The organism is Leclercia sp. W6, assembly GCF_003336345.1.
Taxonomy (GTDB): domain Bacteria; phylum Pseudomonadota; class Gammaproteobacteria; order Enterobacterales; family Enterobacteriaceae; genus Enterobacter.
Map to the genome: position 1 here is coordinate 3,862,675 of NZ_CP031104.1, position 26,576 is coordinate 3,889,250.

The 26,576-nt window shown below is 56.9% G+C and carries 27 protein-coding genes; 16 read left to right on the forward strand and 11 right to left on the reverse strand.

Going from position 1 to position 26,576, the window contains the following annotated elements:
- Genes hemX through hemC form a run of 3 tightly spaced genes read right to left on the reverse strand, consistent with a single transcriptional unit; the run spans position 1 to position 2,879 of the window.
- On the reverse strand, positions 1–1,179 hold the full coding sequence (hemX, locus tag DVA43_RS18875; RefSeq protein WP_114316417.1) for a uroporphyrinogen-III C-methyltransferase: 1,179 nt from the start codon (positions 1,177–1,179) through the stop codon (positions 1–3).
- 21 nt (positions 1,180–1,200) lie between these two features.
- Positions 1,201–1,941: a uroporphyrinogen-III synthase gene (gene hemD, locus DVA43_RS18880; protein ID WP_114316418.1), complete on the reverse strand. Its 741-nt coding sequence runs from the start codon at positions 1,939–1,941 to the stop codon at positions 1,201–1,203.
- Positions 1,938–2,879: a hydroxymethylbilane synthase gene (hemC, locus tag DVA43_RS18885; protein ID WP_114316419.1), complete on the reverse strand. Its 942-nt coding sequence runs from the start codon at positions 2,877–2,879 to the stop codon at positions 1,938–1,940. Before hemC ends, hemD begins: the two co-directional genes overlap by 4 nt.
- Before the next feature lie 345 nt (positions 2,880–3,224).
- Here hemC and cyaA point away from each other — a divergent pair, with 345 nt between their 5' ends.
- Entirely contained in the window at positions 3,225–5,771 is a 2,547-nt protein-coding gene (gene cyaA / locus DVA43_RS18895; RefSeq protein ID WP_103177448.1) for a class I adenylate cyclase, read from the forward strand.
- 91 nt (positions 5,772–5,862) lie between these two features.
- On the opposite strand, the gene cyaY is transcribed toward cyaA, so the two are convergent.
- Positions 5,863–6,183: an iron donor protein CyaY gene (cyaY, locus tag DVA43_RS18900; RefSeq protein WP_103177447.1), complete on the reverse strand. Its 321-nt coding sequence runs from the start codon at positions 6,181–6,183 to the stop codon at positions 5,863–5,865.
- Positions 6,184–6,319: 136 nt separating this feature from the next.
- Here cyaY and DVA43_RS18905 point away from each other — a divergent pair, with 136 nt between their 5' ends.
- The 8 genes from DVA43_RS18905 to corA all read left to right on the forward strand — a co-directional run bounded on the left by DVA43_RS18905 (position 6,320) and on the right by corA (position 13,274).
- The gene (locus DVA43_RS18905) at positions 6,320–6,523 is read left to right on the forward strand and encodes a lipoprotein (RefSeq protein WP_103177446.1); all 204 of its coding nucleotides are present in this window, start codon (positions 6,320–6,322) and stop codon (positions 6,521–6,523) included.
- A gap of 32 nt (positions 6,524–6,555) precedes the next feature.
- Positions 6,556–7,380, forward strand: a complete 825-nt coding sequence (gene dapF / locus DVA43_RS18910) for a diaminopimelate epimerase (protein WP_114316420.1) — start codon at positions 6,556–6,558, stop codon at positions 7,378–7,380.
- On the forward strand, positions 7,377–8,084 hold the full coding sequence (locus DVA43_RS18915; protein WP_114316421.1) for a DUF484 domain-containing protein: 708 nt from the start codon (positions 7,377–7,379) through the stop codon (positions 8,082–8,084). Before dapF ends, DVA43_RS18915 begins: the two co-directional genes overlap by 4 nt.
- On the forward strand, positions 8,081–8,983 hold the full coding sequence (gene xerC / locus DVA43_RS18920) for a tyrosine recombinase XerC (RefSeq protein ID WP_114316422.1): 903 nt from the start codon (positions 8,081–8,083) through the stop codon (positions 8,981–8,983). Before DVA43_RS18915 ends, xerC begins: the two co-directional genes overlap by 4 nt.
- Positions 8,983–9,699, forward strand: coding sequence for a 5-amino-6-(5-phospho-D-ribitylamino)uracil phosphatase YigB (gene yigB, locus DVA43_RS18925; protein ID WP_103177442.1), 717 nt, complete (start codon positions 8,983–8,985; stop codon positions 9,697–9,699). Before xerC ends, yigB begins: the two co-directional genes overlap by 1 nt.
- Positions 9,700–9,806: 107 nt before the next feature.
- The gene (gene uvrD, locus DVA43_RS18930) at positions 9,807–11,969 is read left to right on the forward strand and encodes a DNA helicase II (RefSeq protein WP_114316423.1); all 2,163 of its coding nucleotides are present in this window, start codon (positions 9,807–9,809) and stop codon (positions 11,967–11,969) included.
- A 149-nt stretch (positions 11,970–12,118) separates the two neighbouring features.
- A complete protein-coding gene (gene ysgD / locus DVA43_RS25175; RefSeq protein ID WP_212743980.1) occupies positions 12,119–12,175 on the forward strand; it encodes a YsgD/CorL family protein in 57 nt (18 codons plus the stop codon).
- 148 nt (positions 12,176–12,323) lie between these two features.
- Positions 12,324–13,274 carry a magnesium/cobalt transporter CorA gene (gene corA, locus DVA43_RS18935; protein WP_039031208.1) on the forward strand — a complete coding sequence of 317 codons (951 nt, stop codon included), beginning with the start codon at positions 12,324–12,326 and terminating at the stop codon, positions 13,272–13,274.
- A gap of 89 nt (positions 13,275–13,363) precedes the next feature.
- Here the strand turns inward: corA and rarD are convergent, their stop codons facing one another.
- On the reverse strand, positions 13,364–14,260 hold the full coding sequence (gene rarD, locus DVA43_RS18940; protein WP_114316424.1) for an EamA family transporter RarD: 897 nt from the start codon (positions 14,258–14,260) through the stop codon (positions 13,364–13,366).
- 51 nt (positions 14,261–14,311) lie between these two features.
- The gene (gene yigI, locus DVA43_RS18945) at positions 14,312–14,779 is read right to left on the reverse strand and encodes an acyl-CoA thioesterase YigI (protein ID WP_103177439.1); all 468 of its coding nucleotides are present in this window, start codon (positions 14,777–14,779) and stop codon (positions 14,312–14,314) included.
- A 156-nt stretch (positions 14,780–14,935) separates the two neighbouring features.
- Here yigI and pldA point away from each other — a divergent pair, with 156 nt between their 5' ends.
- The 3 genes from pldA to rhtC all read left to right on the forward strand — a co-directional run bounded on the left by pldA (position 14,936) and on the right by rhtC (position 18,399).
- Positions 14,936–15,796 (forward strand): phospholipase A, encoded by an 861-nt coding sequence (gene pldA, locus DVA43_RS18950; RefSeq protein WP_103825340.1) that lies wholly within the window; start codon positions 14,936–14,938, stop codon positions 15,794–15,796.
- 91 nt (positions 15,797–15,887) lie between these two features.
- Entirely contained in the window at positions 15,888–17,717 is a 1,830-nt protein-coding gene (gene recQ, locus DVA43_RS18955; RefSeq protein WP_103825341.1) for an ATP-dependent DNA helicase RecQ, read from the forward strand.
- Between the two features lie 61 nt (positions 17,718–17,778).
- Complete coding sequence (rhtC, locus tag DVA43_RS18960; protein ID WP_114316425.1) at positions 17,779–18,399, forward strand: threonine export protein RhtC; 621 nt, start codon at positions 17,779–17,781, stop codon at positions 18,397–18,399.
- On the opposite strand, the gene rhtB is transcribed toward rhtC, so the two are convergent.
- Positions 18,396–19,016, reverse strand: coding sequence for a homoserine/homoserine lactone efflux protein (gene rhtB, locus DVA43_RS18965; protein ID WP_114316426.1), 621 nt, complete (start codon positions 19,014–19,016; stop codon positions 18,396–18,398). The two genes, rhtC and rhtB, sit on opposite strands and share 4 nt — an antisense overlap.
- A gap of 109 nt (positions 19,017–19,125) precedes the next feature.
- On the opposite strand from rhtB, the gene pldB reads away from it, so the two are divergent.
- From pldB to DVA43_RS18980, 3 genes are all read left to right on the forward strand, one after another.
- Entirely contained in the window at positions 19,126–20,118 is a 993-nt protein-coding gene (pldB, locus tag DVA43_RS18970) for a lysophospholipase L2 (RefSeq protein ID WP_114316427.1), read from the forward strand.
- Between the two features lie 25 nt (positions 20,119–20,143).
- Positions 20,144–20,944, forward strand: a complete 801-nt coding sequence (gene yigL, locus DVA43_RS18975) for a sugar/pyridoxal phosphate phosphatase YigL (RefSeq protein ID WP_103177433.1) — start codon at positions 20,144–20,146, stop codon at positions 20,942–20,944.
- A gap of 82 nt (positions 20,945–21,026) precedes the next feature.
- Positions 21,027–21,926, forward strand: coding sequence for a carboxylate/amino acid/amine transporter (locus DVA43_RS18980; RefSeq protein ID WP_114316428.1), 900 nt, complete (start codon positions 21,027–21,029; stop codon positions 21,924–21,926).
- Here the strand turns inward: DVA43_RS18980 and metR are convergent.
- Positions 21,814–22,767: an HTH-type transcriptional regulator MetR gene (metR, locus tag DVA43_RS18985; RefSeq protein ID WP_114316429.1), complete on the reverse strand. Its 954-nt coding sequence runs from the start codon at positions 22,765–22,767 to the stop codon at positions 21,814–21,816. The genes DVA43_RS18980 and metR overlap by 113 nt on opposite strands.
- Positions 22,768–22,884: 117 nt before the next feature.
- Between metR and metE the strand changes: the two genes are divergently transcribed.
- Complete coding sequence (gene metE, locus DVA43_RS18990; protein ID WP_114316430.1) at positions 22,885–25,146, forward strand: 5-methyltetrahydropteroyltriglutamate--homocysteine S-methyltransferase; 2,262 nt, start codon at positions 22,885–22,887, stop codon at positions 25,144–25,146.
- A gap of 63 nt (positions 25,147–25,209) precedes the next feature.
- Here the strand turns inward: metE and DVA43_RS18995 are convergent, their stop codons facing one another.
- Genes DVA43_RS18995 through DVA43_RS19005 form a run of 3 tightly spaced genes read right to left on the reverse strand, consistent with a single transcriptional unit; the run spans position 25,210 to position 26,515 of the window.
- Complete coding sequence (locus DVA43_RS18995; RefSeq protein ID WP_114317166.1) at positions 25,210–25,620, reverse strand: Shiga toxin A subunit; 411 nt, start codon at positions 25,618–25,620, stop codon at positions 25,210–25,212.
- 32 nt (positions 25,621–25,652) lie between these two features.
- Positions 25,653–26,021: a tlde1 domain-containing protein gene (locus tag DVA43_RS19000; protein WP_114316431.1), complete on the reverse strand. Its 369-nt coding sequence runs from the start codon at positions 26,019–26,021 to the stop codon at positions 25,653–25,655.
- A complete protein-coding gene (locus DVA43_RS19005) occupies positions 26,018–26,515 on the reverse strand; it encodes a type VI secretion system tube protein TssD (RefSeq protein ID WP_114316432.1) in 498 nt (165 codons plus the stop codon). Before DVA43_RS19005 ends, DVA43_RS19000 begins: the two co-directional genes overlap by 4 nt.
- Positions 26,516–26,576: the final 61 nt, after the last annotated feature.

The following is a 26,576-nucleotide window of genomic DNA, read 5'->3' on the forward strand; positions in this document are numbered from 1 at the left end:
TTACTCTCCTTGCGGTGCGCTGTCAGGGGCGGGAGCTGGCGCTGGGGCAGGAGACTGCTCCGCCGCTTCGCCCGGCTGTGCCAGCAGGTTACGCACGCGCGTCTGCATCAGCTTCTCCAGAATCGGCTGGCTCTCCAGCTTATCCGGTACGTTCATGGTGATGTTCTGTTGACTCAGCTTGTCCACCTCTTCGAGGAAGGCGGTAGTGGTGGCATCGTCGGTATCGTAGTAAGCGCGTACCCAGGTGGAGACATTATCCAGCGCCTGCTTGTAGGTCTCTTCCTGATGGCGAGGCACAGCCTGCGCGGCCACCAGCAGACGTGAACGCAGGTTCTCGCGCAGGTAGACGTCCTGATTCGGCGCGAGCAGCGGTACGGCGGTCTCATCACGGCGGCGAACGGTGATAAAGCTGTCCATAAAGTTCTGCCAGCTTTTTTGCAGGTTGATGCGCCACTCGCTCAATGAGCTGGAGAGTTCGCTGCTGTCGGAATCCATCGGGGAGTCGTCGTCATTATTATCTGCCAGACGCAGGTTATCGATCTGGTTCGACAGCTGATTCACTTTCAGAATGATGCCGTCGTAGTCCACCTGGGAAACGGTCGACAGGCTGGCGATATCCGCAGTGAGTGCCCGGCGGGCAGTGATCAGGCTTGGGTCGTTCATATCGCCCAGGCTGGCATCGGCGCTTTTCAGCAGCGCGGCAGCGGTGGTGACATCCTGATCGCTCCACAGCTTGCGCCCGGCCAGTTTGACCAGGAAATCAGCCTGCGCCAGCAGCCAGGTTTTAGCATCGGTACCGGAAATGGCCGCCACTTTTTGCTGCATTTCATCCAGCTGTTTGGTCAGCTCATCCTGCTTACGGGTGGCGGCGGCCAGCTGATCGGCCTGCTGTTTGATCATCCCATCCAGCTCGGCTTTTTGCGACTGCTGCGCCTGTTGCAAGGCGGTGATTTGCGTCACCAGCTCGTCGTTCGTGGCAACCTGATTGGTAGCTTGTTTTTTCACCAGCCCATACAGACCGACGCCAGCGGCCAGCGCAATGGCGATGGCAATTGCGCTTAACGCCAGACTGGTTTTATTGCTGCCATGCTTTTTCTCTGTCGTTTCTGGCTGTGGCGTGGTGTCCACAGTCTCCCTGGTCTCTTCAACCACGGCGGAGGATTTTTCTTGTTCCGTCATTATGGCTTCCCATTATGAGAGTTATTGTAATGCGCGCAGCAGCGCATCGTTGTCGGCGTTATCAGCGATCCGAATATCTTGCCAGCCCAGTTCCCGGGCGAGGTTCGCCAGACGCTCACTGACGACCAGAAGCCGACAGCGGAGTAACCAGTTTTCACGATACCATTGTGGGATCAGCGACCAGAGGTGTTGCAGCATCTCCCCGCTGGTCACCACCAGAGTGGTAACGCCGCGAGCCTGCCAGCGCATCGCCTCTTCTGCACCGTCATAATATTTATTACAACGTTGATAACATTCGCAAAATGTCACTTCTGCTCCACGCTCACGCAGCGTGTCGCCCAGCAGTTCTCGTCCACCGTTGCCGCGTAAAATCAGGGCACGCTTCCCCACAACGGTTTGTAATTCAGGTAATTGTAGCAACACTTCGCTGGTTTCCCGATCCAACGGGTAGCGAACATGCTTGCCACTTTCGGTGTGCAGCGCCAGGGCGGTGGTTCTGCCGATAGCGAAATAGCACGGCGCGTCCGGCCAGCGCTGGCCCTCCTGCTGCAGCCGGGCGTGGGCAAATGCCACGGCATGTTGTGACAGGGCAAACAGCATGTCATCGGCCCGCAGAGCGGCAAGATGGCCCGCGAGCAGGGGAAGTTCCCGGCCTGGTGTGAACTCAATCAGCGGAAAGCTCCACGCCACCTGCCCCAGTGCGCGCAGACGGCTCACTAACTGATCTCCTGCGGGAGAAGGGCGGGTGACGAGAATACTCATGCCGGGGGTTCTCCATTATAGACATCCGCGAGAATTTCACGGGCGCCGTTGTCCAGTAGCTCTTCCGCCAGCGAAATACCCAGCTTCTCGGCGTCCTGCGGTTTGCCGCGACGTTCGCCGCGCACCATCTGCGAACCGTCCGGCGCGCCAACCAGCGCGCGCAGCCACAGTTCGCCATCTGTTAATTCAGCATAGCTGCCAATCGGCACCTGACATCCCCCTTCCAGGCGGGTATTCATGGCGCGCTCCGCCTGCACGCGGATTGCGGTCTCGTCGTGATTGAGCGGCGCCAGCAGCGCATGGGTACGAGTATCGTCGAGTCGGCACTCAATGCCCACCGCGCCCTGGCCCACGGCCGGCAGCGACTGTTCCGGGGAGAGCGCCGCCTTGATACGCGACTCCAGTCCCAGGCGTTTCAGGCCAGCCACCGCCAGAATGATAGCGTCGTACTCACCGTTATCCAGCTTGCCGAGACGGGTGCCGACGTTACCGCGCAGGGAGCGGATGATGAGATCCGGGCGATACTCGGCCAGCTGGCACTGGCGGCGTAAACTTGACGTGCCAACGATGCTCCCTTTTGGCAGAGCATCCAGGGAGTCGTAGTGATTTGAGACAAAGGCATCGCGTGGATCTTCCCGCTCGCAAATCGTGACCAGACCCAGCCCCTCAGGGAAATCAACCGGGACGTCCTTCATGGAGTGAACCGCGATATCGGCGCGACCTTCAAGCAGTGCCAGCTCAAGCTCTTTTACGAACAGGCCTTTCCCGCCCACTTTCGCCAGCGGTGTATCAAGGATGACATCACCGCGTGTCACCATTGGTACCAGCTCTACACGCAAACCTGCATGGCAGGCCTCAAGGCGCTGCTTAACATAATGTGCCTGCCAGAGCGCAAGGGGGCTTTGGCGTGTGGCAATTCTTAAAACATTGTCTAACATGCTTGTTACCGTCTTAATCGTCTGCTGACCATCCTAACATTGTTGTCTCAGGACTGTCAGGTTTACGGACGTAGAAGGGGTTCAGGACAGGGCTGCGATACAGGTTGCCTGCTGCCGTATTCAGGAATTTACACGTACAGAACGGTGCTACACTTGTATGTAGCGCATCTTTCTTTACGGTCAAACGGCAAGGTGTTAAATTGATCACGTTTTAGACCATTTTTTCGTCTCCGAGACCATAAAGATAAGGGCGAAAAAGGGCGACGGCTACTTTCGAAATACTGTGAATGCGTAATCCTCGGTCTTGCTGAAGGTGAGCGCTTTCTGAACATCAGGCGATACGTCTTGTACCTCTATATTGAGACTCTGAAACAGCGACTGGATGCCATCAATCAACTGCGCGTCGATCGCGCGCTTGCTGCCATGGGACCTGCTTTCCAGCAGGTTTACAGTCTACTGCCGACATTGTTGCATTATCACCATCCGCTGATGCCGGGTTACCTTGATGGTAACGTTCCCAAAGGCATCTGCCTTTTCACGCCTGATGAAACCCAACAGCACTATCTGAAAGAGCTGGAACTCTATCGCGGTATGCCGGCGCAGGAGTCGCCAAAAGGCGAACTGCCTATCACTGGCGTCTACACCATGGGCAGTACCTCTTCGGTGGGGCAAAGCTGCTCGTCGGATCTTGATATCTGGGTCTGTCATCAATCCTGGCTTGATAATGAAGAACGTCAACTGCTGCAGCGTAAATGCAGCCTGCTGGAGAGCTGGGCGGCATCGCTCGGCGTGGAAGTCAGCTTCTTCCTGATTGATGAAAACCGTTTCCGCCATAATGAAAGCGGCAGTCTGGGGGGCGAAGACTGCGGCTCGACCCAGCACATCCTGTTGCTGGATGAATTTTACCGTACCGCCGTGCGCCTCGCCGGGAAGCGTATCCTGTGGAGTATGGTGCCGTGCGACGAAGAAGAGCATTACGACGACTACGTCATGAAGCTTTACGCCCAGGGTGTCCTGACGCCAAACGAGTGGCTGGACCTGGGGGGCTTAAGCTCGCTGTCTGCGGAAGAGTACTTCGGCGCCAGCCTGTGGCAGCTCTATAAAAGTATCGATTCCCCATACAAAGCGGTGCTGAAAACGCTGCTGCTCGAAGCCTATTCCTGGGAATACCCGACCCCGCGCCTGCTGGCAAAAGACATTAAACAGCGTCTGCATGATGGCGAGATCGTCTCTTTCGGTCTTGATGCCTACTGCATGATGCTTGAACGCGTCACCGAATACCTAAAAGCCATCGACGATCCGACCCGCCTCGATCTGGTCCGTCGATGTTTCTACCTCAAAGTCTGTGAGAAGCTCAGCCGTGAGCGCGCCTGCGTTGGCTGGCGTCGTGAAGTGGTCAGTCAGTTAGTCAAAGAGTGGGGATGGGACGAAGAGCGCCTGTCGATGCTCGATAACCGCGCCAACTGGAAGATCGATCAGGTGCGTGAAGCGCACAACGAACTGCTCGATGCGATGATGCAGAGCTACCGTAACCTGATCCGCTTTGCCCGTCGTAACAACCTCAGCGTTTCCGCCAGCCCGCAGGATATCGGCGTTCTGACCCGTAAGCTGTACGCGGCGTTTGAAGCGCTGCCGGGTAAAGTGACGCTGGTGAACCCACAGATTTCGCCGGACCTGTCTGAACCGAACCTGACCTTTATCTATGTTCCACCTGGTCGTGCGAACCGTACCGGCTGGTATCTCTACAACCGTGCCCCAAGCATGGATTCGATCATCAGCCATCAGCCGCTGGAATATAACCGTTACCTGAACAAGCTGGTGGCGTGGGCCTGGTTTAACGGCCTGCTGACCTCCCGCACGCGTCTGTTTATTAAAGGTAACGAGATTGTCGATTTAGCCAAGCTGCAGGAAATGGTCGCCGATGTGTCGCACCACTTCCCGCTGCGTCTGCCTGCGCCGACGCCGAAAGCGCTCTACAGCCCGTGCGAAATTCGCCATCTGGCGATTATCGTCAACCTGGAATATGACCCGACGGCGGCGTTCCGCAATCAGGTGGTCCATTTTGATTTCCGCAAGCTGGATGTGTTCAGCTTTGGCGAGCAGCAAAACTGCCTGGTGGGCAGCGTCGATCTGCTCTATCGCAACTCGTGGAACGAAGTGCGTACCCTGCACTTCAACGGCGAGCAGGCGATGATCGAAGCGCTGAAAACGATTCTCGGCAAAATGCACCAGGATGCCGCGCCGCCGGACAGCGTCGAGGTGTTCTGTTATAGCCAGCATCTGCGCGGCCTGATCCGTACCCGCGTACAGCAGCTGGTCTCTGAATGTATCGATCTGCGCCTCTCCAGTACCCGTCAGGAAACCGGGCGCTTTAAAGCGCTGCGCGTCTCCGGCCAGACCTGGGGCCTCTTCTTTGAACGTCTGAACGTCTCGGTGCAGAAGCTGGAAAACGCCATTGAGTTTTACGGCGCTATTTCGCACAACAAACTGCACGGTCTGTCGGTACAGGTAGAGACCAACCACGTCAAACTGCCGCAGGTGGTGGACGGCTTCGCCAGTGAAGGGATTATTCAGTTCTTCTTTGAGGAGACGGGGGAGGATGCCGGGTTCAATATCTACATCCTCGACGAAACCAACCGCGCCGAAGTGTATCACCACTGTGAAGGCAGCAAAGAGGAACTGGTGCGCGACGTCAGCCGCTTCTACTCTTCTTCCCATGACCGCTTCACTTACGGCTCAAGTTTTATCAACTTCAACCTGCCGCAGTTCTATCAGATTGTGAAGGTGGATGGCCGTGCGCAGGTGATCCCGTTCCGCACCCAGGCGATTACCCCGGTCGTCCCTGACAGACAGGATGCCAGCACCCCGCTGTTGCAGCAGTATTTCTCCTGACGGCCATTGCCCGGTGGCGCTACGCTTACCGGGCCTACAAAGGCACGAACCCGTAGGCCGGATAAGCGAAGCGCCATCCGGCAAAACAGCCTTAGCGGAAGCTCACCTCTTCACCTGACTGCTGCGTTGCTGCCTGCTCAAGCAGATCCCAGAAGGTCTCACCGCTGCGATCGCAAATCCACTCGTCGCCTTTCAGGTCGAAGTGGTAGCCGCCCTGTTTAGTGGCCAGCCACACCTGGTGAAGCGGCTCCTGGCGGTTAATAATGATTTTGCTGCCGTTTTCGAAGCTGATGGTCAGCACGCCGCCATTGATTTCACAATCGATGTCGCTGTCGCCATCCCAGTCATCCAGGCGTTCTTCGATGGTTTGCCACAGGTTATCGGCAAGGCGATGGAATTCACTGTCATTCATGGTTCTGTTCCTGTTTTTCGTGATGGCGGCAGTATAACGCTAAATAATTCCGGTTGCAGGTTAGCGGCAAACTCTTGCTTTTGTGCCTTCTCCTGCGATGATAGAAAACAGATTTGAACTTACAGGCAACATGATAATGAAAAACGTTTTTCGAACGCTTGCCGTTCTCCTTACGCTGTTTAGCCTGACCGGATGTGGTCTGAAAGGGCCGCTCTATTTCCCGCCAGCAGATGAAACCGCGCCGCCACCGACCAAAAAAGTGGAAAGCCCAGTGCAAACCACTATGCCGGATCGTAACGATCGCGGCGATAACAACGGTCCAAGCCAGGTCAATTACTGACAAGCGCTCCTGTCCGCGCAATGGAGTAAATAATGCAGTTTTCTAAGATGCATGGCCTTGGCAATGACTTTATGGTCGTCGACGCGGTAACGCAGAATGTCTTCTTTTCCCCGGAGCTGATCCGCCGTCTGGCCGATCGGCACCTGGGGGTGGGGTTTGATCAGCTGCTGGTGGTTGAGCCGCCCTACGATCCGGATCTCGATTTTCACTACCGTATCTTTAATGCCGACGGCAGCGAAGTCTCCCAGTGCGGCAACGGCGCGCGCTGTTTTGCCCGTTTTGTCCGTCTGAAGGGGCTCACTAACAAGCGCGATATTCGCGTCAGCACCGCCAACGGACGGATGGTACTGAGCGTGACCGACGACGAGCTGGTGCGGGTGAATATGGGCGAGCCAAACTTCGAACCCTCGCAGGTGCCGTTCCGCGCCAACAAAGCGGAAAAGACCTATATCATGCGCGTGGCGGAACAGACAGTCTTGTGCGGCGTGGTCTCCATGGGGAACCCGCACTGCGTGATTCAGGTTGATGACGTGGCGACGGCGCCCGTCGAAACCCTCGGGCCGGTGCTGGAGAGCCATGAGCGTTTTCCGGAACGCGCCAACATTGGATTTATGCAGGTTCTCACCCGCGAACACATCCGTCTGCGCGTTTTTGAACGTGGCGCAGGCGAGACGCAGGCGTGCGGCAGCGGTGCCTGTGCGGCCGTCGCGGTGGGGATTACGCAGGGTTTACTGGCACCAGAGGTTCGCGTGGATTTACCAGGCGGGCGTCTTGATATCGCCTGGAAAGGCCCGGGCCAGCCGCTCTATATGACCGGCCCGGCGACACAAGTTTATGACGGGTTTATCCATCTATGAAACAACCAGGAGAAGAACTGCAGGAGACGCTGACGGCAATGGACGACCGGGCGGTTGTTGATTACCTGCTGCGCCATCCTGATTTCTTTATTCGCAATGCGCGTGTCGTTGAAGAGATGCGCGTCCCGCACCCGGTTCGCGGTACGGTCTCGCTGGTTGAGTGGCATATGGCGCGCGCGCGCAACCATATTAATCATCTTGAAGAGAACATCTCCCTGCTGATGGAGCAGGCGAGCAGTAATGAAGGGCTGTTCTATCGCCTCCTGCACCTGCAATCCCGGCTGGCGTCGGCCAGCAGCCTGGACGAATTTCTTCTCCGTTTGCATCGCTGGGCGCGTGATCTGGGGCTGGCGGGTGCCACGATACGCCTCTTCCCGGACCGCTGGCGCATTGGCGCGCCCTCACGTTTTACCCATCTGGCCCTGTCGCGTCAGGCGTTTGAGCCGCTGCGCATTCAGCGTATGGGGCAAGCGAACCACTATCTTGGACAACTGAATGGTCCTGAACTCCTGGTGGTGCTGCCAGAGGCCAAAGCCATCGGGTCGGTAGCCATGTCCCTGATGGGGCGCGACGGCGAGCTTGGTGTGATGCTGTTTACCAGCCGCGATCCGCATCATTACCAGCAGGGACAAGGCACACAACTGCTGCAGGAGATTACGCAGATGCTGCCCGAGCTGCTGGAGCGCTGGATTGAACGCGTATGACGGACGCTCAGCTGGCACCTGCCGTTACCCGTTTTCTGCGCTATCTGGGCGTTGAGCGCCAGCTCAGCCCGATCACCCTGTTGAACTATCAGCGTCAGCTTGATGCCATCATGCAGTTAGCCGATGAAATCGGCCTGACGAGCTGGCAACAATGTGATGCCGCCACGGTGCGCACGTTTGCTGTGCGCAGCCGCCGTAAAGGGCTTGGCCCGGCCAGCCTCGCGCTTCGGCTCTCGGCACTGCGCAGCTTCTTTGACTGGCTGGTCAGCCAGGGCGAACTCAGCGCCAATCCGGCCAAAGGGATCGCCGCCCCGAAAGCGCCGCGCCATCTGCCCAAAAATATCGACGTGGATGACGTTAACCGCCTGCTGGATATCGATCTCAACGATCCGCTGGCGGTGCGTGACCGCGCCATGCTGGAGGTGATGTACGGTGCCGGCCTGCGTCTTTCCGAGCTGGTTAACCTGGATATCAAACATCTCGATCTGGATACCGGGGAAGTGTGGGTGATGGGCAAAGGCAGCAAAGAGCGGCGCTTGCCCATTGGCCGCAATGCCGTGGTGTGGATTGAGCACTGGCTCGATCTGCGCGGCCTGTTCGGTACCGAAGACGATGCGCTCTTTCTCTCGAAGCTGGGCAAGCGCATCTCGGCGCGTAACGTGCAAAAACGGTTTGCCGAGTGGGGGATTAAGCAGGGGCTGAACAGCCATGTCCATCCCCATAAATTGCGCCATTCGTTCGCCACCCACATGCTGGAGTCCAGCGGTGACCTGCGTGGCGTCCAGGAGCTGCTGGGCCACGCCAATTTGTCCACCACCCAAATCTATACCCATCTCGATTTTCAACACCTTGCCTCGGTGTACGACGCGGCGCATCCACGCGCCAAACGGGGGAAATAATGCGTTTTTATCGTCCATTAGGCCAAATCTCTGCCCTGACGTTTGACCTTGATGACACCCTATACGACAACCGTCAGGTGATCCTGCGAACCGAGCAGGAAGCACTGGCTTTTGTACAAAACTATCATCCGGCGTTAAAAGCGCTGGAAAACAAAGAGTTTCACCGTCTGCGCCAGGCGTTACGGCAGACCGAACCGGAAATCTATCACGATGTGACGGAATGGCGCCGTCGGGCCGTTGAGCTGGCTATGCTCAACGCGGGTCTGACCGCTGCCGAGGCCGCGCTTGGCGCAGAAGCGTCGATGGCGCACTTCGCGACATGGCGCAGCCGTATCGACGTCCCGCAGGAGACGCACGACACGCTGGCTGCGCTTGCCGAAAAGTGGCCGCTGGTGGCTATCACCAACGGCAATGCCCAGCCGGAACTGTTCGGCCTTGGCGACTACTTCCAGTTTGTGCTGCGCGCAGGCCCGCACGGGCGCTCGAAGCCATTTAACGATATGTACCATCTGGCGGCGGAGAAGCTCGACCTGCCGTTGGGGAATATTCTTCACGTGGGAGATGACCTGACCACCGATGTTGCAGGGGCGATCCGCTGCGGCATGCAGGCCTGCTGGATCAAGCCTGAAAATGCCGATCTGATGACCACGCTGGACAGCCGTCTGCTGCCGCACCTGGAAATTTCACGGTTGGCATCCCTCACCACGCTGATATAATCACCAGTAATATTGTATAAATTACCAGGGTTTTGCGGTCGAAGGCCCGGTAAGCGAAGCGCCAGCGGGCGTTTTGCAATGTTCCTGATTACTACGTGACGGTGCCAATGGACGTTTCTTACCTGCTCGACAGCCTCAATGACAAACAGCGTGACGCGGTTGCCGCGACGCGCACCAACATGCTGGTTCTGGCTGGGGCGGGCAGTGGTAAGACACGCGTGCTGGTACACCGTATCGCCTGGCTGCAGAGCGTGGAGAACTGTTCGCCATACTCCATTATGGCGGTGACCTTCACCAACAAAGCGGCGGCGGAGATGCGCCACCGTATCGCCCAGCTGATGGGCACCAGCCAGGGCGGCATGTGGGTGGGCACCTTCCACGGGCTGGCGCACCGCCTGCTGCGTGCGCACCATCTGGACGCTAACCTGCCGCAGGATTTTCAGATCCTCGACAGCGAAGATCAGCTGCGTCTCCTGAAGCGCCTGATCAAGGCCATGAACCTCGACGAGAAGCAGTGGCCGCCGCGTCAGGCGATGTGGTACATCAACAGCCAGAAAGACGAAGGGCTGCGTCCGCACCATATCCAGAGCTTTGGTAATCCGATTGAGCAGACCTGGCAGAAAGTCTACCAGGCCTATCAGGAAGCCTGCGATCGCGCCGGGCTGGTGGATTTTGCCGAGCTGCTGTTGCGCGCTCATGAGCTGTGGCTGAACAAACCGCATATTCTGCAGCACTATCGCGAACGCTTTACCAACATCCTGGTGGACGAATTCCAGGATACTAACAACATTCAGTACGCGTGGATCCGCCTGCTGGCGGGCGACTCCAGCAAGGTGATGATCGTGGGTGACGACGATCAGTCGATCTACGGCTGGCGCGGCGCACAGGTCGAGAACATCCAGCGCTTCCTGAAGGATTTCCCCGGCGCAGAGACCATTCGCCTGGAACAGAACTACCGCTCCACCAACAACATTCTGAGCGCAGCCAATGCCCTGATTGAAAATAACAACGGTCGCCTGGGCAAAAAGCTCTGGACCGAGGGCATCGACGGCGAGCCTATCTCCCTCTACTGCGCCTTTAACGAGCTGGATGAAGCCCGCTTTGTGGTCAACCGGATCAAAACCTGGCAGGACAACGGCGGGGCGCTGGAGCAGTGCGCCATTCTCTATCGCAGCAACGCCCAGTCGCGTGTGCTGGAAGAGGCGCTGCTACAGGCCAGCATGCCCTACCGCATCTACGGCGGCATGCGCTTCTTCGAACGTCAGGAGATCAAAGACGCGCTCTCCTATCTGCGTCTGATCGCCAACCGCAACGACGATGCGGCCTTCGAGCGCGTGGTCAACACGCCAACCCGCGGCATCGGCGATCGCACCCTGGATGTGGTGCGTCAGACCTCCCGGGATCGCCAGCTGACGCTGTGGCAGGCGAGTCGCGAGCTGCTGCAGGAGCGGGCGCTTGCCGGACGCGCAGCCAGCGCGCTGCAGCGCTTCCTGGAGCTTATCGAAGCTCTGGCGCAAGAAACCGCCGACATGCCGTTGCACGTTCAGACCGACCGGGTGATCAAAGACTCCGGCCTGCGCATGATGTATGAGCAGGAGAAAGGCGAGAAGGGCCAGACCCGTATTGAGAACTTAGAGGAGCTGGTGACCGCCACGCGTCAGTTCAGCTACAACGAAGAAGATGAAGACCTGATGCCGCTGCAGGCGTTCCTGTCCCATGCCGCGCTGGAGGCGGGCGAAGGGCAGGCCGACACCTGGCAGGACGCGGTGCAGCTGATGACCCTCCACTCGGCCAAAGGTCTGGAGTTCCCGCAGGTGTTTATCGTCGGCATGGAAGAGGGGATGTTCCCGAGCCAGATGTCGCTGGATGAGGGCGGCCGTCTGGAGGAGGAGCGTCGTCTGGCCTATGTAGGCGTGACCCGCGCGATGCAAAAGCTGACCCTGACCTATGCCGAAACCCGCCGTCTGTACGGCAAAGAGGTCTATCACCGCCCGTCACGCTTTGTCGGCGAGCTGCCGGAGGAGTGCGTGGAAGAGGTACGCCTGCGCGCCAGCATCAGCCGCCCGGTGAGCCATCAGCGTCTGGGGACGCCGGTCTCGGAAAGCGACAGCGGCTTTAAGCTGGGCCAGCGTGTTCGCCATGCCAAATTTGGCGAAGGCACCATCGTCAATCTGGAGGGTAGCGGCGAGCACAGTCGCCTGCAGGTGGCGTTCCAGGGGCAGGGCATCAAATGGCTGGTGGCCGCTTACGCCAAGCTGGAAACCGTGTAACTTTCAGAAAAATATCACTATTTTGTAACTATCTGCTAGCCTTATATGTATAAGGCTATTTATTACCCTTCAGCGTTCCGTTGCGAGTTGACGCCGCCGTTACTGCTGGCGTAACATGCGCGCACGATTACGCTAAGAGGACATTCGCCTTGGACACACCCAGTAGATACTGGCTCAATTCCCTGTCATCCAGGAACAACTCCTAAGGCTATCTCCTCACGCTGATGGCCTTAGTGGTTGTCAGCGACAATTCTTCCCGTCGCGCTGAGTCAGGCTGTTTAATGGTCTGAAACCCAAATTGTTTCTGTGTGCCCACCGAACTGTCCGATATTTTTTGCATTGGGAGTCCCGGTCATGCTGAGCGCATTTCAACTGGAAAAAAACCGACTGATTCGGCTTGAAGCTGAAGAGTCACAACCCCTCATTGATGCCGTTTGGGTGGATCTGGTCGAACCGGATGACGACGAACGCCTGCGCGTACAATCTGAGCTCGGACAAAGCCTGGCCACCCGCCCGGAACTGGAAGATATCGAAGCATCGGCCCGTTTCTTTGAAGACGAAGATGGCCTGCATATTCACTCCTTTTTCTTCTTTGAAGATGCAGAAGATCACGCCGGTAACTCCACCGTCGCATTCACCATCCGCGATGGCCGCCTGTTTACCCTGCGTGAGCGTGAGCTGCCTGCGTTCCGCCTCTACCGTATGCGCGCCCGTAACCAGGCGATGGTGGACGGTAACGCCTACGAGCTGCTGCTCGACCTGTTTGAAACCAAAATCGAACAGCTGGCGGATGAGATTGAAAACATCTACAGCGATCTGGAAGAGCTGAGCCGGGTGATCATGGAAGGGCATCAGGGCGATGAGTACGATGAAGCGCTGTCAACGCTGGCAGAGCTGGAAGATATCGGCTGGAAAGTCCGGCTGTGTCTGATGGATACCCAGCGCGCGCTCAACTTCCTGGTGCGCAAGGCGCGTCTGCCGGGTGGGCAGCTGGAGCAGGCGCGTGAGATCCTCCGCGATATCGAATCCCTGCTGCCGCACAACGAATCCCTGTTCCAGAAGGTGAACTTCCTGATGCAGGCGGCGATGGGCTTTATCAACATCGAGCAGAACCGCATCATCAAGATCTTCTCGGTGGTGTCGGTGGTCTTCCTGCCGCCTACCTTAGTGGCGTCCAGCTATGGGATGAACTTCGAGTTTATGCCGGAGCTGAAGTGGAGCTTTGGCTACCCGGGGGCGATTGTCTTTATGGTGCTTGCCGGGCTGGCGCCGTATCTCTACTTCAAGCGCCGTAACTGGTTGTGAGTGTTGCGCCCGGTGGCGCTACGCTTACCGGGCCTGGAAAAGCACGAACCCGTGGCCGGATAAGCGAAGCGCCATCCGGCAAAAAAGCACTACAGCCCTCTGCGCGTCCTGCGCTGGGTATAAATCGCATCCGCCACAAACACCGCCAGCGCCACCCAGATAAACGCGAAAGTCACCATCTTATCTGCCCCCGGCACTTCGCCGTAGAACAGCACCGCCAGCAGGAACATCAGCGTCGGACCGATATACTGGAAGAAGCCCAGCGTTGACAGGCGCAGGCGCGTTGCCGCACCGGTAAAGCAGAGCAGCGGGATGGTCGTAACGACCCCGGCGGCCATCAGCATCACGTTCAGCGTCCACGGGTTGCTGCCCATATGGCTGGTGCTGCTGTCGGCGATAGCAAACAGATAAATGGCGGCTACCGGCAGCAGCCACAGGGTTTCAAACAGCATCCCGGTTTGCGCTTCGACGGCGATTTTTTTACGCACCAGACCATAAAAGGCGAAGCTGAACGCCAGCCCCAGAGCGATGATCGGCAGCGAGCCAAAGGTCCACAGCTGAACCAGCACGCCACAAAAGGCGAGAAGCACCGCCAGCCACTGCATCCGACGGAAGCGCTCGCCGAGGAACAACATCCCCAGCACGATATTCACCAGCGGGTTAATGAAATAGCCGAGGCTCGCCTCCAGCATATGCTGGTTGTTCACCGCCCAGATGAACAGCAACCAGTTGCCGCCAATCAACACGGCGGAGAGCGCCAGCAGGAAAATTTTCTTAGGTGTTTGCAGAAGCGTTTTCACCCCTGACCACTGACGGCTTACGCTCATCAGCGCCACCATAAAGAAAAACGACCAGATTACGCGGTGAGTGAGAATTTCATCGGCAGGAACGTAGTGAATCAGCTTGAAGTACGCGGGCGCGATACCCCAGATAAAATAAGCGGCAAGCGCGAGTAAAACGCCTTGCCGCGTCTGTTTAGCATCCATCAGGAAAATCCGTTACAAATATGTCACGCAATTTTACCTGATTTTACCGTCTCAACCCACCATATAAGTAGCAGTTGCGCTGGCGATATAGAGCTGCTCTTCGTTATGCAACTCCACGCGGGCGACGGCGACTTTATTGCCCGCACGCAGCAGACTGCTGCTGGCGGTGAAGCGATTGCCGCGACCCGGGCGCAGATAATCGACGCGCAGATCGATGGTTCCCATTCGCGACAGGCGCTGACGCAGCTCATCTTCGTTGATGGTGTCGTGGCGGGTCAGGGTGCTGCCAACGCAGACCAGACCGGCAGCAACGTCAAGGGCGGAGGCAATAACGCCGCCATGCAGAATGCTTTGTGCCCAGTTACCGACCATCATTGGCTGGTTGTTAAAGCTCAGTTGGGCGAAATCTTTTTCGTAGCGCTCCAGCTCCAGCCCCAGAGCACGGTTGAACGGCATGTGGTAGACGAAAATCTCGCCGACAAGCTTCAGCGCTTCTTCGGCAGTAAGCGTGGCAGACATAACACGTCACATCCTTATTGTTAAAAGAATGTTGATTTTATGCCCCATCAAATTGAATTGCCAGATTCGGAGCACAGGTGAAGCCACTCACCATTAAATATGCTAAAAGGGATCAAAATATTTCTCATTAAAACGCTTTGCAGGAGAGCATCACCGATGCGGACATATCAGGCCGTACTCATGGCGGCGGCTGCGCTGCCTCTTTCGGCATTTGCGCAGGACGCGACAACTCAGGAGGTGCCTGCCGTGCGGGGCAGCATCATCGCTAACCTGTTGGAGGAGCACGATAATCCTTTTACGCTCTATCCTTATGACAGCAATTATCTGATCTATACCGTGACCAGCGACCTCAATAAAGAGGCGATCAAAACCTATGACTGGGCCGACGATTCGCAAAAAGATGAGGTGAAGTTTCAACTGAGCCTCGCCTTCCCGTTATGGCGCGGCATTCTGGGGCCGAATTCGATTCTGGGCGGCTCTTACACGCAGAAGTCGTGGTGGCAGCTGTCAAACAGCGATGAATCTTCGCCGTTCCGCGAGACCAACTACGAGCCGCAGCTGTTCCTTGGCTTTGCTACCGACTACTCGTTGGCGGGCTGGACGCTGCGGGACGTGGAGTTTGGCTACAACCATCAATCCAACGGTCGCTCCGACCCCACCTCGCGCAGCTGGAACCGCATCTATAGCCGCCTGATGGCGCAGAACGGCAACTGGCTGGTGGAGGTGAAACCCTGGTATGTGGTGGGCAACACCGACGATAACCCGGATATCACCAAATACATGGGCTACTACCAGCTGCGGGTGGGCTATCAGCTGGGCGAAGCGGTGCTGAGTGTGAAAGGGCAGTACAACTGGAACACCGGCTATGGCGGGGCAGAGATGGGCGTCAGCTACCCGCTGACCAAACATGTTCGTCTGTATACCCAGGTCTATAGCGGCTATGGCGAATCCCTCATCGACTACAACTTCAACCAGACCCGCGTGGGTGTGGGCGTGATGCTGAACGATCTTTTCTAGCCTCCTCGAATGTTTTTCTCTTAAACGTTGAAGTTTCTCTCGCAGGCGCTGAAAATAGCGCCTGTTTTAATTTCGGGCAAATGGGGTTGATGTGGTGCAGGCGGAAGTCGTTAATCAGGAGTCGCTGGCTAAACAGGTTTTGCATGAAACCTTTGGCTATCACCAGTTCCGCCCGGGCCAGGAAACCATCATCAACACGGCCCTTGAGGGGCGTGACTGTCTGGTGGTCATGCCGACAGGCGGCGGTAAATCGCTGTGCTATCAGGTTCCCGCGCTGGTACTGAATGGCCTGACGGTGGTGGTGTCACCGCTGATCTCGCTGATGAAAGACCAGGTCGACCAGCTGCTGGCGAACGGCGTAGCGGCGGCCTGCCTCAACTCTACCCAGACCCGCGAGCAGCAGCAGGAGGTGATGGCCGGGTGCCGCACCGGGCAGGTTCGTCTGCTCTATATCGCTCCGGAACGCCTGATGCTGGATAACTTCCTTGAGCATCTGGCGCACTGGAATCCGGTACTGCTGGCGGTAGACGAAGCGCACTGTATCTCCCAGTGGGGGCATGATTTCCGCCCGGAGTATGCCGCCCTCGGTCAGCTGCGTCAGCGCTTCCCGTCGGTGCCGTTTATGGCCCTTACCGCTACCGCCGACGACACCACCCGGCAGGACATCGTGCGTCTGCTGGGGCTCAACGATCCGCTGATTCAGGTCAGCAGCTTCGACCGCCCGAACATCCGCTACATGCTGATGGAGAAATTTAAGCCCCTCGATCAGCTGCTGCGCTATGTGCAGGAGCAGCGCGGCAAATCCGGCATTATCTACTGCAACAGCCGGGCGAAGGTGGAAGACACCGCCGCCCGTCTGCAAAGCCGCGGCTTCAGCGCCGCCGCCTATCATGCGGGGCTGGAAAACCACATCCGTGCCGACGTGCAGGAGAAATTCCAGCGAGACGACCTGCAAATTGTGGTGGCGACTGTCGCCTTCGGGATGGGTATCAACAAGCCGAACGTGCGCTTTGTGGTGCATTTCGACATTCCGCGCAATATCGAATCCTACTACCAGGAGACGGGCCGCGCCGGGCGTGATGGCTTGCCCGCCGAGGCGATGCTCTTCTACGATCCGGCGGATATGGCCTGGCTGCGTCGCTGCCTGGAAGAGAAACCCCAGGGGCAGTTGCAGGATATCGAGCGCCACAAGCTCAACGCGATGGGCGCCTTTGCCGAAGCGCAAACCTGCCGCCGTCTGGTGCTGCTGAACTATTTTGGCGAGGGGCGTCAGGAGTCGTGCGGCAACTGCGATATCTGCCTCGACCCGCCGAAGCAGTACGACGGGCTGATGGACGCGCGCAAGGCGCTCTCCACCATTGGCCGCGTCAATCAGCGCTTCGGCATGGGCTACGTGGTGGAAGTGCTGCGCGGTGCCAACAATCAGCGTATCCGCGAGATGGGCCATGACAAGCTGCCGGTCTACGGTATTGGCCGCGATCAGAGCCATGAGCACTGGGTCAGCGTGATACGTCAGCTTATCCACCTGGGCTTTGCCACCCAGAACATTGCCCAGCACTCCGCGCTGCAGCTCACCGAAGCCGCCCGTCCGGTGCTGCGCGGCGAGGTCGAATTGCAGCTTGCCGTGCCGCGCGTGGTGGCGCTGAAACCGCGTGTGATGCAGAAATCTTACGGCGGCAACTATGACCGTAAACTGTTTGCCAAGCTGCGTAAGCTGCGCAAAGCCATTGCGGATGAAGAGAATATCCCGCCTTATGTAGTGTTCAACGATGCCACGCTGATTGAGATGGCCGAGCAGATGCCGCTCAGCGCCAGCGAAATGCTCAGCGTCAATGGCGTGGGCACCCGCAAACTGGAGCGCTTCGGCAAAGAGTTTATGGCGCTTATTCGTTCTCATACCGATGGTGATGATGAGGAGTAGTCAGCCCGGCAAAAAAGTGCCAGGATGATTGCTCCCTGAACTATTTCCCCGCGAGTTAATTATGTTAACCCTGTTTCTGACCGTGGCGCTGGTGCATATTGTGGCGCTGATGAGCCCAGGCCCCGACTTTTTCTTCGTGTCCCAAACGGCGGTGAGCCGTTCGCGCAAAGAGGCGATGATGGGCGTGCTGGGCATTACCCTTGGCGTTATGGTCTGGGCTGCCCTGGCCCTGCTGGGCCTGAACCTGATCCTCGCTAAGATGGCCTGGCTGCATAACATAATTATGGTCGGCGGCGGCCTCTATCTGTGCTGGATGGGCTATCAGATGCTGCGCGGGGCGTTCAAAAAAGAGGATAACGACGCGTCTGAGCCTAAAATGGAGCTGGCGGCCAGCGGACGCAGCTTTGTGAAAGGGCTGCTGACGAACCTGGCTAATCCAAAGGCCATTATCTATTTCGGTTCGGTATTCTCACTGTTCGTGGGTGAGGATGTCGGTGCCGGGGCGCGCTGGGGCATCTTCCTGCTGATCGTCCTGGAGACGTTTGCCTGGTTCACCGTGGTGGCAAGCCTGTTTGCGTTACCCTCCATGCGACGCGGCTATCAACGTCTGGCGAAGTGGATTGACGGCGTTGCCGGCGCGTTATTCGCCGGCTTCGGCATTCACCTGATCCTGTCGCGTTAAGCGTGCCTTGCTGATGCCAGCAGCGCACCCACCAGCATAAACAGCGAACCGAACACTTTATTCAGGGCCTTCATCTGACGAGGCCCTTTAATCCATGTCGCAATCCGCGTAGCCAGCGTCGCATAGCCAATCATTACAATGATATCGACCACAACAGTGGTCACGCCGAGCACCACGTACTGCATGATCTGGGGCTGATGCGGCACGATAAACTGCGGAAACAGGGCGGCCAGGAAGACGATGCTCTTCGGGTTGGTCAGGTTCACAAACACTGCACGCTTAAACAGTTTTCCCCGGCTTTGCGTCTGGGCGAGCGTGTTGAGGTCAAGGGACCCTGCGGCGCGCCATTGCTGAATACCCAGCCAGATCAGATAGGCTGCCCCAGCCCATTTCAGCACTTCGAAGGCCAGCACCGAACGGGAGAAGAGCGTGCCGAGCCCGACGCCGACCAGCACAATGTGAATAGCCAGCCCGGTTTGCAAGCCGGCAATCGACGCCGCTGCGCCGCGATAGCCGTGGTTCATGGCGGTGGTCATGGTATTGATCGCCCCTGAGCCCGGTGAAAGGCTGAGGATAATGGATGTCAGCAGGTAGGCGAACCACCACTCAAAGGTCATTTGAAACTCCCGAATCGTCTATTTTTATGCCACAATACGCTAATGTTGCGTCATTTTACGGCCTGTCACAAAAAAACGATATTCCTTGGCTTACAGGGGCGTAAACCCGATGTTTCAGCTGAATAAGGACTGGGAAACGCGAGAAAAGGCATTTGCTGCTTTCTCCATGGGACCGTTGACCGATTTCTGGCGTCAGCGCGAGGAAGATGAGTTTACGGGCGTCGGGGATATCCCGGTACGCTTCGTTCGTTTCCGTGATGAAAAAAATGACCGGGTGATTGTCGTCTGCCCCGGGCGTATCGAAAGCTACATCAAATATGCCGAGCTGGCGTACGATCTGTTCCATCTGGGTTTTGATGTGTTAATTATCGACCATCGCGGGCAGGGGCTTTCCGGTCGGATGTTGCCGGATACCCATCGTGGCCACGTGGAAAACTTCAGCGATTACGTCGACGATCTGGCCGCATTCTGGCAGCAGGAAGTGCAGCCCGGCCCGTGGCGCAAGCGCTATATTCTTGCGCACTCCATGGGTGGCGCCATTTCTACGCTCTTTTTGCAGCGCTACGATCACCAGTGCGATGCCATTGCGCTTACCGCGCCGATGTATGGCATTGTGATACGTTTTCCGGACTGGATGGTGCGCCATCTTCTCGACTGGGCTGAGGGCCATCAGCGTATTCGTGAAGGCTACGCCATCGGAACAGGACGCTGGCGGGCTTTGCCTTTTGCCATCAACGTCTTAACCCACAGCCAGCAGCGTTATCGCCGCAACCTGCGTTTCTATGCCGATGAACCGCGCTTGCGCGTTGGCGGCCCCACCTGGCACTGGGTTCGCGAAGGTATTCTGGCGGGTGAAGAGGTATTGGCTGGCGCCGGTCAGGACGATACGCCCACGCTCATCCTTCAGGCTGAAGAGGAGCGGGTAGTAGATAACCGCATGCACGACCGCTTCTGTGAACTGCGAGCCGCAGCCGGTCACCCTTGCGAAGGGGGTAAACCGCTGGTCATAAACGGCGCGTACCATGAGATCCTTTTCGAAAAGGACGCCATGCGCTCAGTCGCACTCCACGCCATCGTCGACTTTTTCGACAGGCATAACTGATATTCACCAGAGGTTAAATTTTTCTATGTACCAGGTTGTCGCGTCTGATTTAGATGGCACGCTGCTCTCCCCCGATCACACTTTATCGCCCTACGCGAAAGAGACCTTAAAGCTCCTGACTGCCCGTGGCGTGAACTTTGTCTTCGCCACCGGCCGCCACCACGTTGATGTGGGGCAGATCCGCGATAATCTGGAGATCAAATCCTACATGATCACCTCCAACGGCGCCCGCGTGCACGATCTGGACGGTAATCTGATCTTCACCCATAACCTCGATCGCGACATCGCCACCGATCTGTTCGGGATCATGCACAACAACCCCGACATCATCACCAACGTCTATCGCGACGACGAGTGGTTTATGAACCGTCACCGCCCGGACGAGATGCGCTTCTTTAAAGAGGCGGTATTCAACTATTCGCTGTATGAGCCGGGTCTGCTGGAGCCGGAAGGCATCAGCAAGGTGTTCTTCACCACCGACAGCCACGAAGCGCTGCTGCCGCTGGAGCAGGCGATTAACGCCCGTTGGGGCGATCGGGTTAACGTCAGCTTCTCTACGCTGACCTGCCTGGAAGTGATGGCGGGCGGCGTCTCCAAGGGGCATGCCCTGGAAGCGGTAGCCAAACGTCTGGGCTTTGATCTTAAGGACTGCATCGCCTTTGGCGACGGTATGAACGATGCCGAAATGCTCTCCATGGCGGGTAAGGGCTGCATTATGGAAAACGCCCACCAGCGCCTGAAAGATCTGCACCCGGAGTTGGAAGTGATCGGCACCAACGGCGACAACGCGGTGCCAAAATATCTGCGTAAGCTGTTTCTTGAATAATCTTCATTTGGTTGTTTAACGTTCAGTTGTCAACCAAAGAGTTCGCTACAATGCCTGTCCATCTTTTCAAGAGACAAGCATTGTGGCGCTACTCATTATCACCACTATTCTGTGGGCCTTCTCCTTTAGCCTGATTGGCGAATACCTTGCCGGTTCGGTCGATAGCTATTTCTCGGTGCTGATGCGCGTGGGGCTGGCGGCGCTGGTGTTCCTGCCGTTCCTGCGTACGCGCGGACAAACGCTGAAAACCATTTTGCTGTACATGCTGGTAGGCGCGATGCAGCTCGGCATCATGTACCTGTTCAGCTTCCGCGCTTACGTCTACCTGTCGGTATCGGAATTCCTGCTGTTTACCGTGCTCACGCCGCTCTATATCACGCTGATTTATGACCTGCTGAGCAAACGCCGTTTGCGCTGGGGCTACCTGCTGAGCGCGGCGCTGGCGGTGTTGGGCGCGGCGATCATTCGCTATGACAAAGTGAGCGACCACTTCTGGACCGGGCTGATGTTCGTCCAGCTCGCCAACATCAGCTTTGCCATCGGCATGGTGGGGTATAAGCGTTTGATGGAAACCCGTCCGATGCCGCAGCACAACGCCTTTGCCTGGTTTTATATGGGGGCGGCGATAGTGGCGGTCGCGGCGTGGTTTATGCTGGGGAACCCACAAAAACTGCCGACCACGACGGTGCAGTGGAGCGTGCTGGTCTGGCTGGGAGTGGTGGCATCCGGGCTGGGTTACTTCATGTGGAACTACGGCGCCACACAGGTGGACGCCGGGACGCTTGGGATCATGAACAACGTTCATGTCCCGGCAGGCCTGCTGGTGAACCTCGCCATCTGGCAGGAACAACCGCACTGGCCGAGCTTCATTATTGGGGGGACGGTGATCCTGGCTTCACTGTGGGTGCATCGCCGTTGGGTCGCTCCGCGCTCCGGACAAACGGCAGATGATCGCAAGCGTGATTCCGCGCTGAGCGAATAAAAGCCTGGGTAACCGGTTGACGCTGCTCGCCATCGCGCACGGCGGCGTACAACCGGCTCCACAATCCCTCGCCCAGGGTTCTGGTCACCACCAGGCCCTGGCGTTCAAAGCTCTCCACCACCCAGTGTGGTAATGCGGCGATCCCCATGCGGGCTGCCACCATCTGAATTAACAGCAGGGTATTGTCCACGCTTTTCAGCTGCGGGCTGATACCCGCCGGCTGCAGGAAGTGACGCCAGATATCCAGACGACTGCGCTGGACCGGGTAGATCAGCAGCGTTTCGGTCGCCAGATCTTCCGGCGTAATGCGCGTTCTGGCAGCCAGCGGATGATCCGGGGCCAGCACCAGGCGTACTTCAAAATCAAACATTGGCGAATAGTGCAGGCCACTGCGCGGCAGAATATCCGAGGTCATGACCAGATCCAGCTCGCCCTGCTGGAGCGACGGCTGCGGGTCAAAGGTCACGCCGGATTTAAAGTCCATCTCCACCTGCGGCCATCTCTGGCGGAAGTTCTCAAGCGCGGGGGTCAGCCACTGGATACAGCTGTGGCACTCAATGGCGATGCGCAGCCGGGTTTGCTGGGGCTCATGGCAGGCCTGCAACGCGCTGGCGATCTGCGGCAACACCTGATTCGCCAGCTGCAGCAGGATCTCACCCTGCGGCGTGAAGCGTAGCGGCTGACTCTTACGCACAAACAGACGAAAGCCAAGGCGCTGTTCCAGATCGCTGAACTGGTGGGAAAGGGCGGATTGCGTCTGGTGCAGCGCCGCCGCCGCCGCCGCAAGAGAGCCGCAGTTCCGCAACGCCTGGAGCGTTTTCAGGTGTTTTATCTCGATCATGAATGTCCTTCACTTCGCCATGAACAATTTGCGCTTGAGGAATATACAGTACCTACACATTATGGAAGTGTAAACATCTGGACGGCTAAATACTGAAAATTCCATAAGGGGCACATCATGACAATTCGCAACCACACCCTCGGTTTCCCGCGCGTCGGCCTGCGCCGCGAGCTGAAAAAAGCGCTCGAAAGCTACTGGGCGGGTAATGCCACCCGTGATGAACTGCTGGCGGTGGGGCGTGAACTCCGTGCCCGCCACTGGGATCAGCAGAAACAGGCGGGCATTGACCTGCTGCCGGTGGGCGATTTCGCCTGGTACGACCATGTTCTGACCACCAGCCTGCTACTTGGCAACGTGCCGGCTCGTCATCAGAGCAAAGATGGATCGGTAGATATCGACACCCTGTTCCGCATTGGCCGTGGCCGTGCGCCAACGGGTGAACCCGCGGCGGCGGCAGAGATGACCAAGTGGTTTAACACCAACTATCACTATATGGTGCCGGAGTTCGTGAAGGGCCAGCAGTTCAGACTGACCTGGACCCAGTTGCTGGATGAGGTGGACGAAGCCCTGGCCCTCGGCCATCAGGTGAAACCTGTTCTGCTGGGGCCGGTAACGTACCTGTGGCTGGGTAAAGTGAAGGGCGAACAGTTTGATCGCCTGAGCCTGCTGAATGAGATCCTGCCGGTGTACCAGCAGGTACTGGGCGAACTGGCGAAACGCGGCGTTGAGTGGGTACAGATCGACGAACCGGCGCTGGTGCTGGAGCTGCCGCAGGCGTGGCTGGATGCCTTCAAACCGGCATACGACGCCCTCGCGGGGCAGGTTAAGCTGCTGCTCACCACCTATTTTGAAGGGGTAACACCAAATCTCGATACCCTCACTGCGCTGCCGGTGCAGGGGTTGCACGTGGATCTGGTGCACGGTAAAGATGACGTAGCAGAACTCCATTCCCGTCTGCCGGCCGACTGGCTGCTCTCTGCCGGGCTGGTGAACGGTCGCAACGTCTGGCGCGCCGATCTGACAGAAAAATATGCTCAGATTAAAGACATCGTCGGCAAACGCGATCTGTGGATCGCCTCATCCTGCTCCCTGCTGCACAGCCCGATCGATCTCAGCGTCGAAACCCGTCTGGATGCCGAAGTGAAGAGCTGGTTTGCCTTCGCCCTGCAAAAATGCGAAGAGCTGACCCTGCTGCGCGATGCGCTGAACAGCGGCGATACGACGGCGATTACCGCATGGAGCGCGCCAATTCAGGCCCGCCGCCACTCTACCCGCGTGCATAACCCGGCCGTTGAGAAACGTCTGGCCGCCATCACCGCGAAGGAGAGCCAGCGTCAGAGTCCTTATGAGGTGCGTGCTGAAGCCCAGCGTGCCCGCTTTAAGCTCCCGGCCTGGCCGACCACCACTATCGGCTCCTTCCCGCAGACCACCGAGATCCGCGGCCTGCGTCTGGACTTCAAAAAGGGCAATCTGGATGCAGGCAACTACCGCACCGGTATCGCTGAACACATCAAGCAGGCGATTGTGGAGCAGGAGCGCCTGGGGCTGGATGTGCTGGTCCACGGCGAAGCCGAGCGTAACGACATGGTGGAGTATTTTGGTGAGCATCTGGACGGTTTCGTCTTTACCCAGAATGGCTGGGTGCAGAGCTACGGCTCCCGCTGCGTGAAGCCGCCGGTGGTGATCGGGGACGTCAGCCGCCCGGAAGCGATCACCGTCGAGTGGGCGAAGTACGCGCAGTCTCTGACCGACAAACCGGTAAAAGGCATGCTGACCGGGCCGGTGACCATTCTCTGCTGGTCCTTCCCGCGTGAGGATGTGACGCGTGAGACTATCGCGAAGCAGATCGCGCTGGCGCTGCGTGACGAAGTGGCGGATCTGGAAGCCGCCGGTATCGGCATCATTCAGATTGACGAACCGGCACTGCGCGAAGGGCTGCCGCTGCGTCGCAGCGACTGGGATGCCTATCTGAAGTGGGGTGTGGAAGCCTTCCGCATCAACGCTGCGGTGGCGAAGGATGAGACCCAGATCCACACCCACATGTGTTACTGCGAGTTCAACGACATCATGGACGCCATCGCCGCGCTGGATGCCGACGTGATCACCATCGAAACCTCACGCTCGGATATGGAGCTGCTGGAGTCGTTTGAAGAGTTCGACTACCCGAACGAGATCGGGCCGGGCGTCTATGACATTCACTCCCCGAACGTCCCGAGCGTGGAGTGGATTGAAAGCCTGCTGCAAAAAGCGGCCCAGCGTATTCCGGCTGAGCGCCTGTGGGTGAACCCGGACTGCGGCCTGAAAACCCGCGGCTGGCCTGAAACGCGCGCCGCACTGGCGAATATGGTGAAAGCGGCGCAGAATTTGCGTCAGGGTTAACCCTGGCACACGTAGGCCGGGCGGCGTGTGGCTGCCCGGCCTACGTACGACCTTCCTGAATAATTAAAACTCTCTTGCTATTACCATATAACCATTAAACCTGACTGAGCATTCATCGTCATTTATAAGGCCAGAAGCAATGAATATATCTTCCTTTTTCTCCTTGTTGATGTATGTGTATTTTACCGTCAGGGATTGAGTGTTATTTTCATAATAACTGTCCAGGTAAGCATCCTCGGGTATTGTCGCTTTACCCTGTGCCACAGCCATTTCATAATCGATTTTTGCTAATGATTGCGCGTACAGTTTTGATACAGGAGAAAGGTCAATGATTTTAATGGTTGTTTTGTTTCGCTGAATAGTCGACGTATCGATTTGTAAGTCTCGCGAAATGGCCTTGAATAAAGCGGTCTCCATTGACGCACCGACAATAGCACATCCATTATTATTCGCGTGCGCAAGAAAAGGATACATAATTAATATGTAGAGAGATTTTTTATTAAGCATTAATCCTCCACAACGAGTATTTTATCACTGCTTGCAGCAATGATTTTACGACTGGATAAATTTAGGATGATACATCCGTCGGATGCCTCTCCCGGGTGCAATGAACTTTCCCCATGTATCATGAAGCCATCCCGACCACACATATCGTTCCCGGCGTAGGGAGTTAATCTCATTGTCCATGCTTTGGTTTTAGAATGATAAAAAGCGGGTCCTATTGTATACGTTCCTCTTGGTAGCGGGCCTTTGTTTTTTACGCATTCATTTGCTGAGTCGTTTTTAAACCCAGGCCTACCTGCATACTGACCATCAAACTGATAAGTGCCATCCAGATAAAATGAGTGCGAACTTACTTTATAAACCCACGTCATACCACAGCCTCCTGCTCAGCATCCCATCTGTCTGTATGAATAATATTTCCATCCAGATAGTGCCATGTGATTATTTCATAAGCTAAATAAAATGCTTCAAGGTGATTGTGCCTTACAAAGGTGGTATTTTTAATGTCGAACATTAACGGCTCTATTCCATTAACCCTGACATTTTCCATCATTATACGGAAATATTCCTCTTCCTGACCATTATAATTTATACGGAAAAACTTAAGCTCTGCTTGCTTAAATTTTTGACCAGTAGATACGCCTTTATAAAGGTAAGGCGATGAGCTATCAATCTCTTTGATTAAAGCAAAGTCACCATGGATACGTTTGCCAGTAATTTTACCTGTAAGGTTGTCCGTGGGAAGATCGACAGAATGCATAAACTCTATAATCTCAATGCTTCCTTCTCTTCCTTGTATATCAACTGAACCTTTAACCTGATTTCCTGTATGGTCTGTTAACCAAAGATATACCGGTATAGCCATCCTGTAACCTCCTGTTTGGCAAGTAATATGAATGCCAGCGTACGCCCCGCATACAGGAGAG

Bases quoted from the DNA above. Each gene is read 5' to 3' on its own strand.
- hemX (WP_114316417.1), bottom strand. From the start codon at position 1,179: ATGACGGAACAAGAAAAATCCTCCGCCGTGGTTGAAGAGACCAGGGAG.
- DVA43_RS18995 (WP_114317166.1), bottom strand. From the start codon at position 25,620: ATGTATCCTTTTCTTGCGCACGCGAATAATAATGGATGTGCTATTGTC.
- yigI (WP_103177439.1), bottom strand. From the start codon at position 14,779: ATGTCTGCCACGCTTACTGCCGAAGAAGCGCTGAAGCTTGTCGGCGAG.
- corA (WP_039031208.1), top strand. From the start codon at position 12,324: ATGCTGAGCGCATTTCAACTGGAAAAAAACCGACTGATTCGGCTTGAA.
- rhtC (WP_114316425.1), top strand. From the start codon at position 17,779: ATGTTAACCCTGTTTCTGACCGTGGCGCTGGTGCATATTGTGGCGCTG.
- metR (WP_114316429.1), bottom strand. From the start codon at position 22,767: ATGATCGAGATAAAACACCTGAAAACGCTCCAGGCGTTGCGGAACTGC.
- pldA (WP_103825340.1), top strand. From the start codon at position 14,936: ATGCGGACATATCAGGCCGTACTCATGGCGGCGGCTGCGCTGCCTCTT.
- yigL (WP_103177433.1), top strand. From the start codon at position 20,144: ATGTACCAGGTTGTCGCGTCTGATTTAGATGGCACGCTGCTCTCCCCC.
- dapF (WP_114316420.1), top strand. From the start codon at position 6,556: ATGCAGTTTTCTAAGATGCATGGCCTTGGCAATGACTTTATGGTCGTC.
- metE (WP_114316430.1), top strand. From the start codon at position 22,885: ATGACAATTCGCAACCACACCCTCGGTTTCCCGCGCGTCGGCCTGCGC.
- rarD (WP_114316424.1), bottom strand. From the start codon at position 14,260: ATGGATGCTAAACAGACGCGGCAAGGCGTTTTACTCGCGCTTGCCGCT.
- xerC (WP_114316422.1), top strand. From the start codon at position 8,081: ATGACGGACGCTCAGCTGGCACCTGCCGTTACCCGTTTTCTGCGCTAT.
- DVA43_RS19005 (WP_114316432.1), bottom strand. From the start codon at position 26,515: ATGGCTATACCGGTATATCTTTGGTTAACAGACCATACAGGAAATCAG.
- DVA43_RS18905 (WP_103177446.1), top strand. From the start codon at position 6,320: ATGAAAAACGTTTTTCGAACGCTTGCCGTTCTCCTTACGCTGTTTAGC.
- pldB (WP_114316427.1), top strand. From the start codon at position 19,126: ATGTTTCAGCTGAATAAGGACTGGGAAACGCGAGAAAAGGCATTTGCT.
- hemC (WP_114316419.1), bottom strand. From the start codon at position 2,879: ATGTTAGACAATGTTTTAAGAATTGCCACACGCCAAAGCCCCCTTGCG.
- yigB (WP_103177442.1), top strand. From the start codon at position 8,983: ATGCGTTTTTATCGTCCATTAGGCCAAATCTCTGCCCTGACGTTTGAC.
- DVA43_RS18915 (WP_114316421.1), top strand. From the start codon at position 7,377: ATGAAACAACCAGGAGAAGAACTGCAGGAGACGCTGACGGCAATGGAC.
- rhtB (WP_114316426.1), bottom strand. From the start codon at position 19,016: ATGACCTTTGAGTGGTGGTTCGCCTACCTGCTGACATCCATTATCCTC.
- DVA43_RS19000 (WP_114316431.1), bottom strand. From the start codon at position 26,021: ATGACGTGGGTTTATAAAGTAAGTTCGCACTCATTTTATCTGGATGGC.
- uvrD (WP_114316423.1), top strand. From the start codon at position 9,807: ATGGACGTTTCTTACCTGCTCGACAGCCTCAATGACAAACAGCGTGAC.
- cyaY (WP_103177447.1), bottom strand. From the start codon at position 6,183: ATGAATGACAGTGAATTCCATCGCCTTGCCGATAACCTGTGGCAAACC.
- hemD (WP_114316418.1), bottom strand. From the start codon at position 1,941: ATGAGTATTCTCGTCACCCGCCCTTCTCCCGCAGGAGATCAGTTAGTG.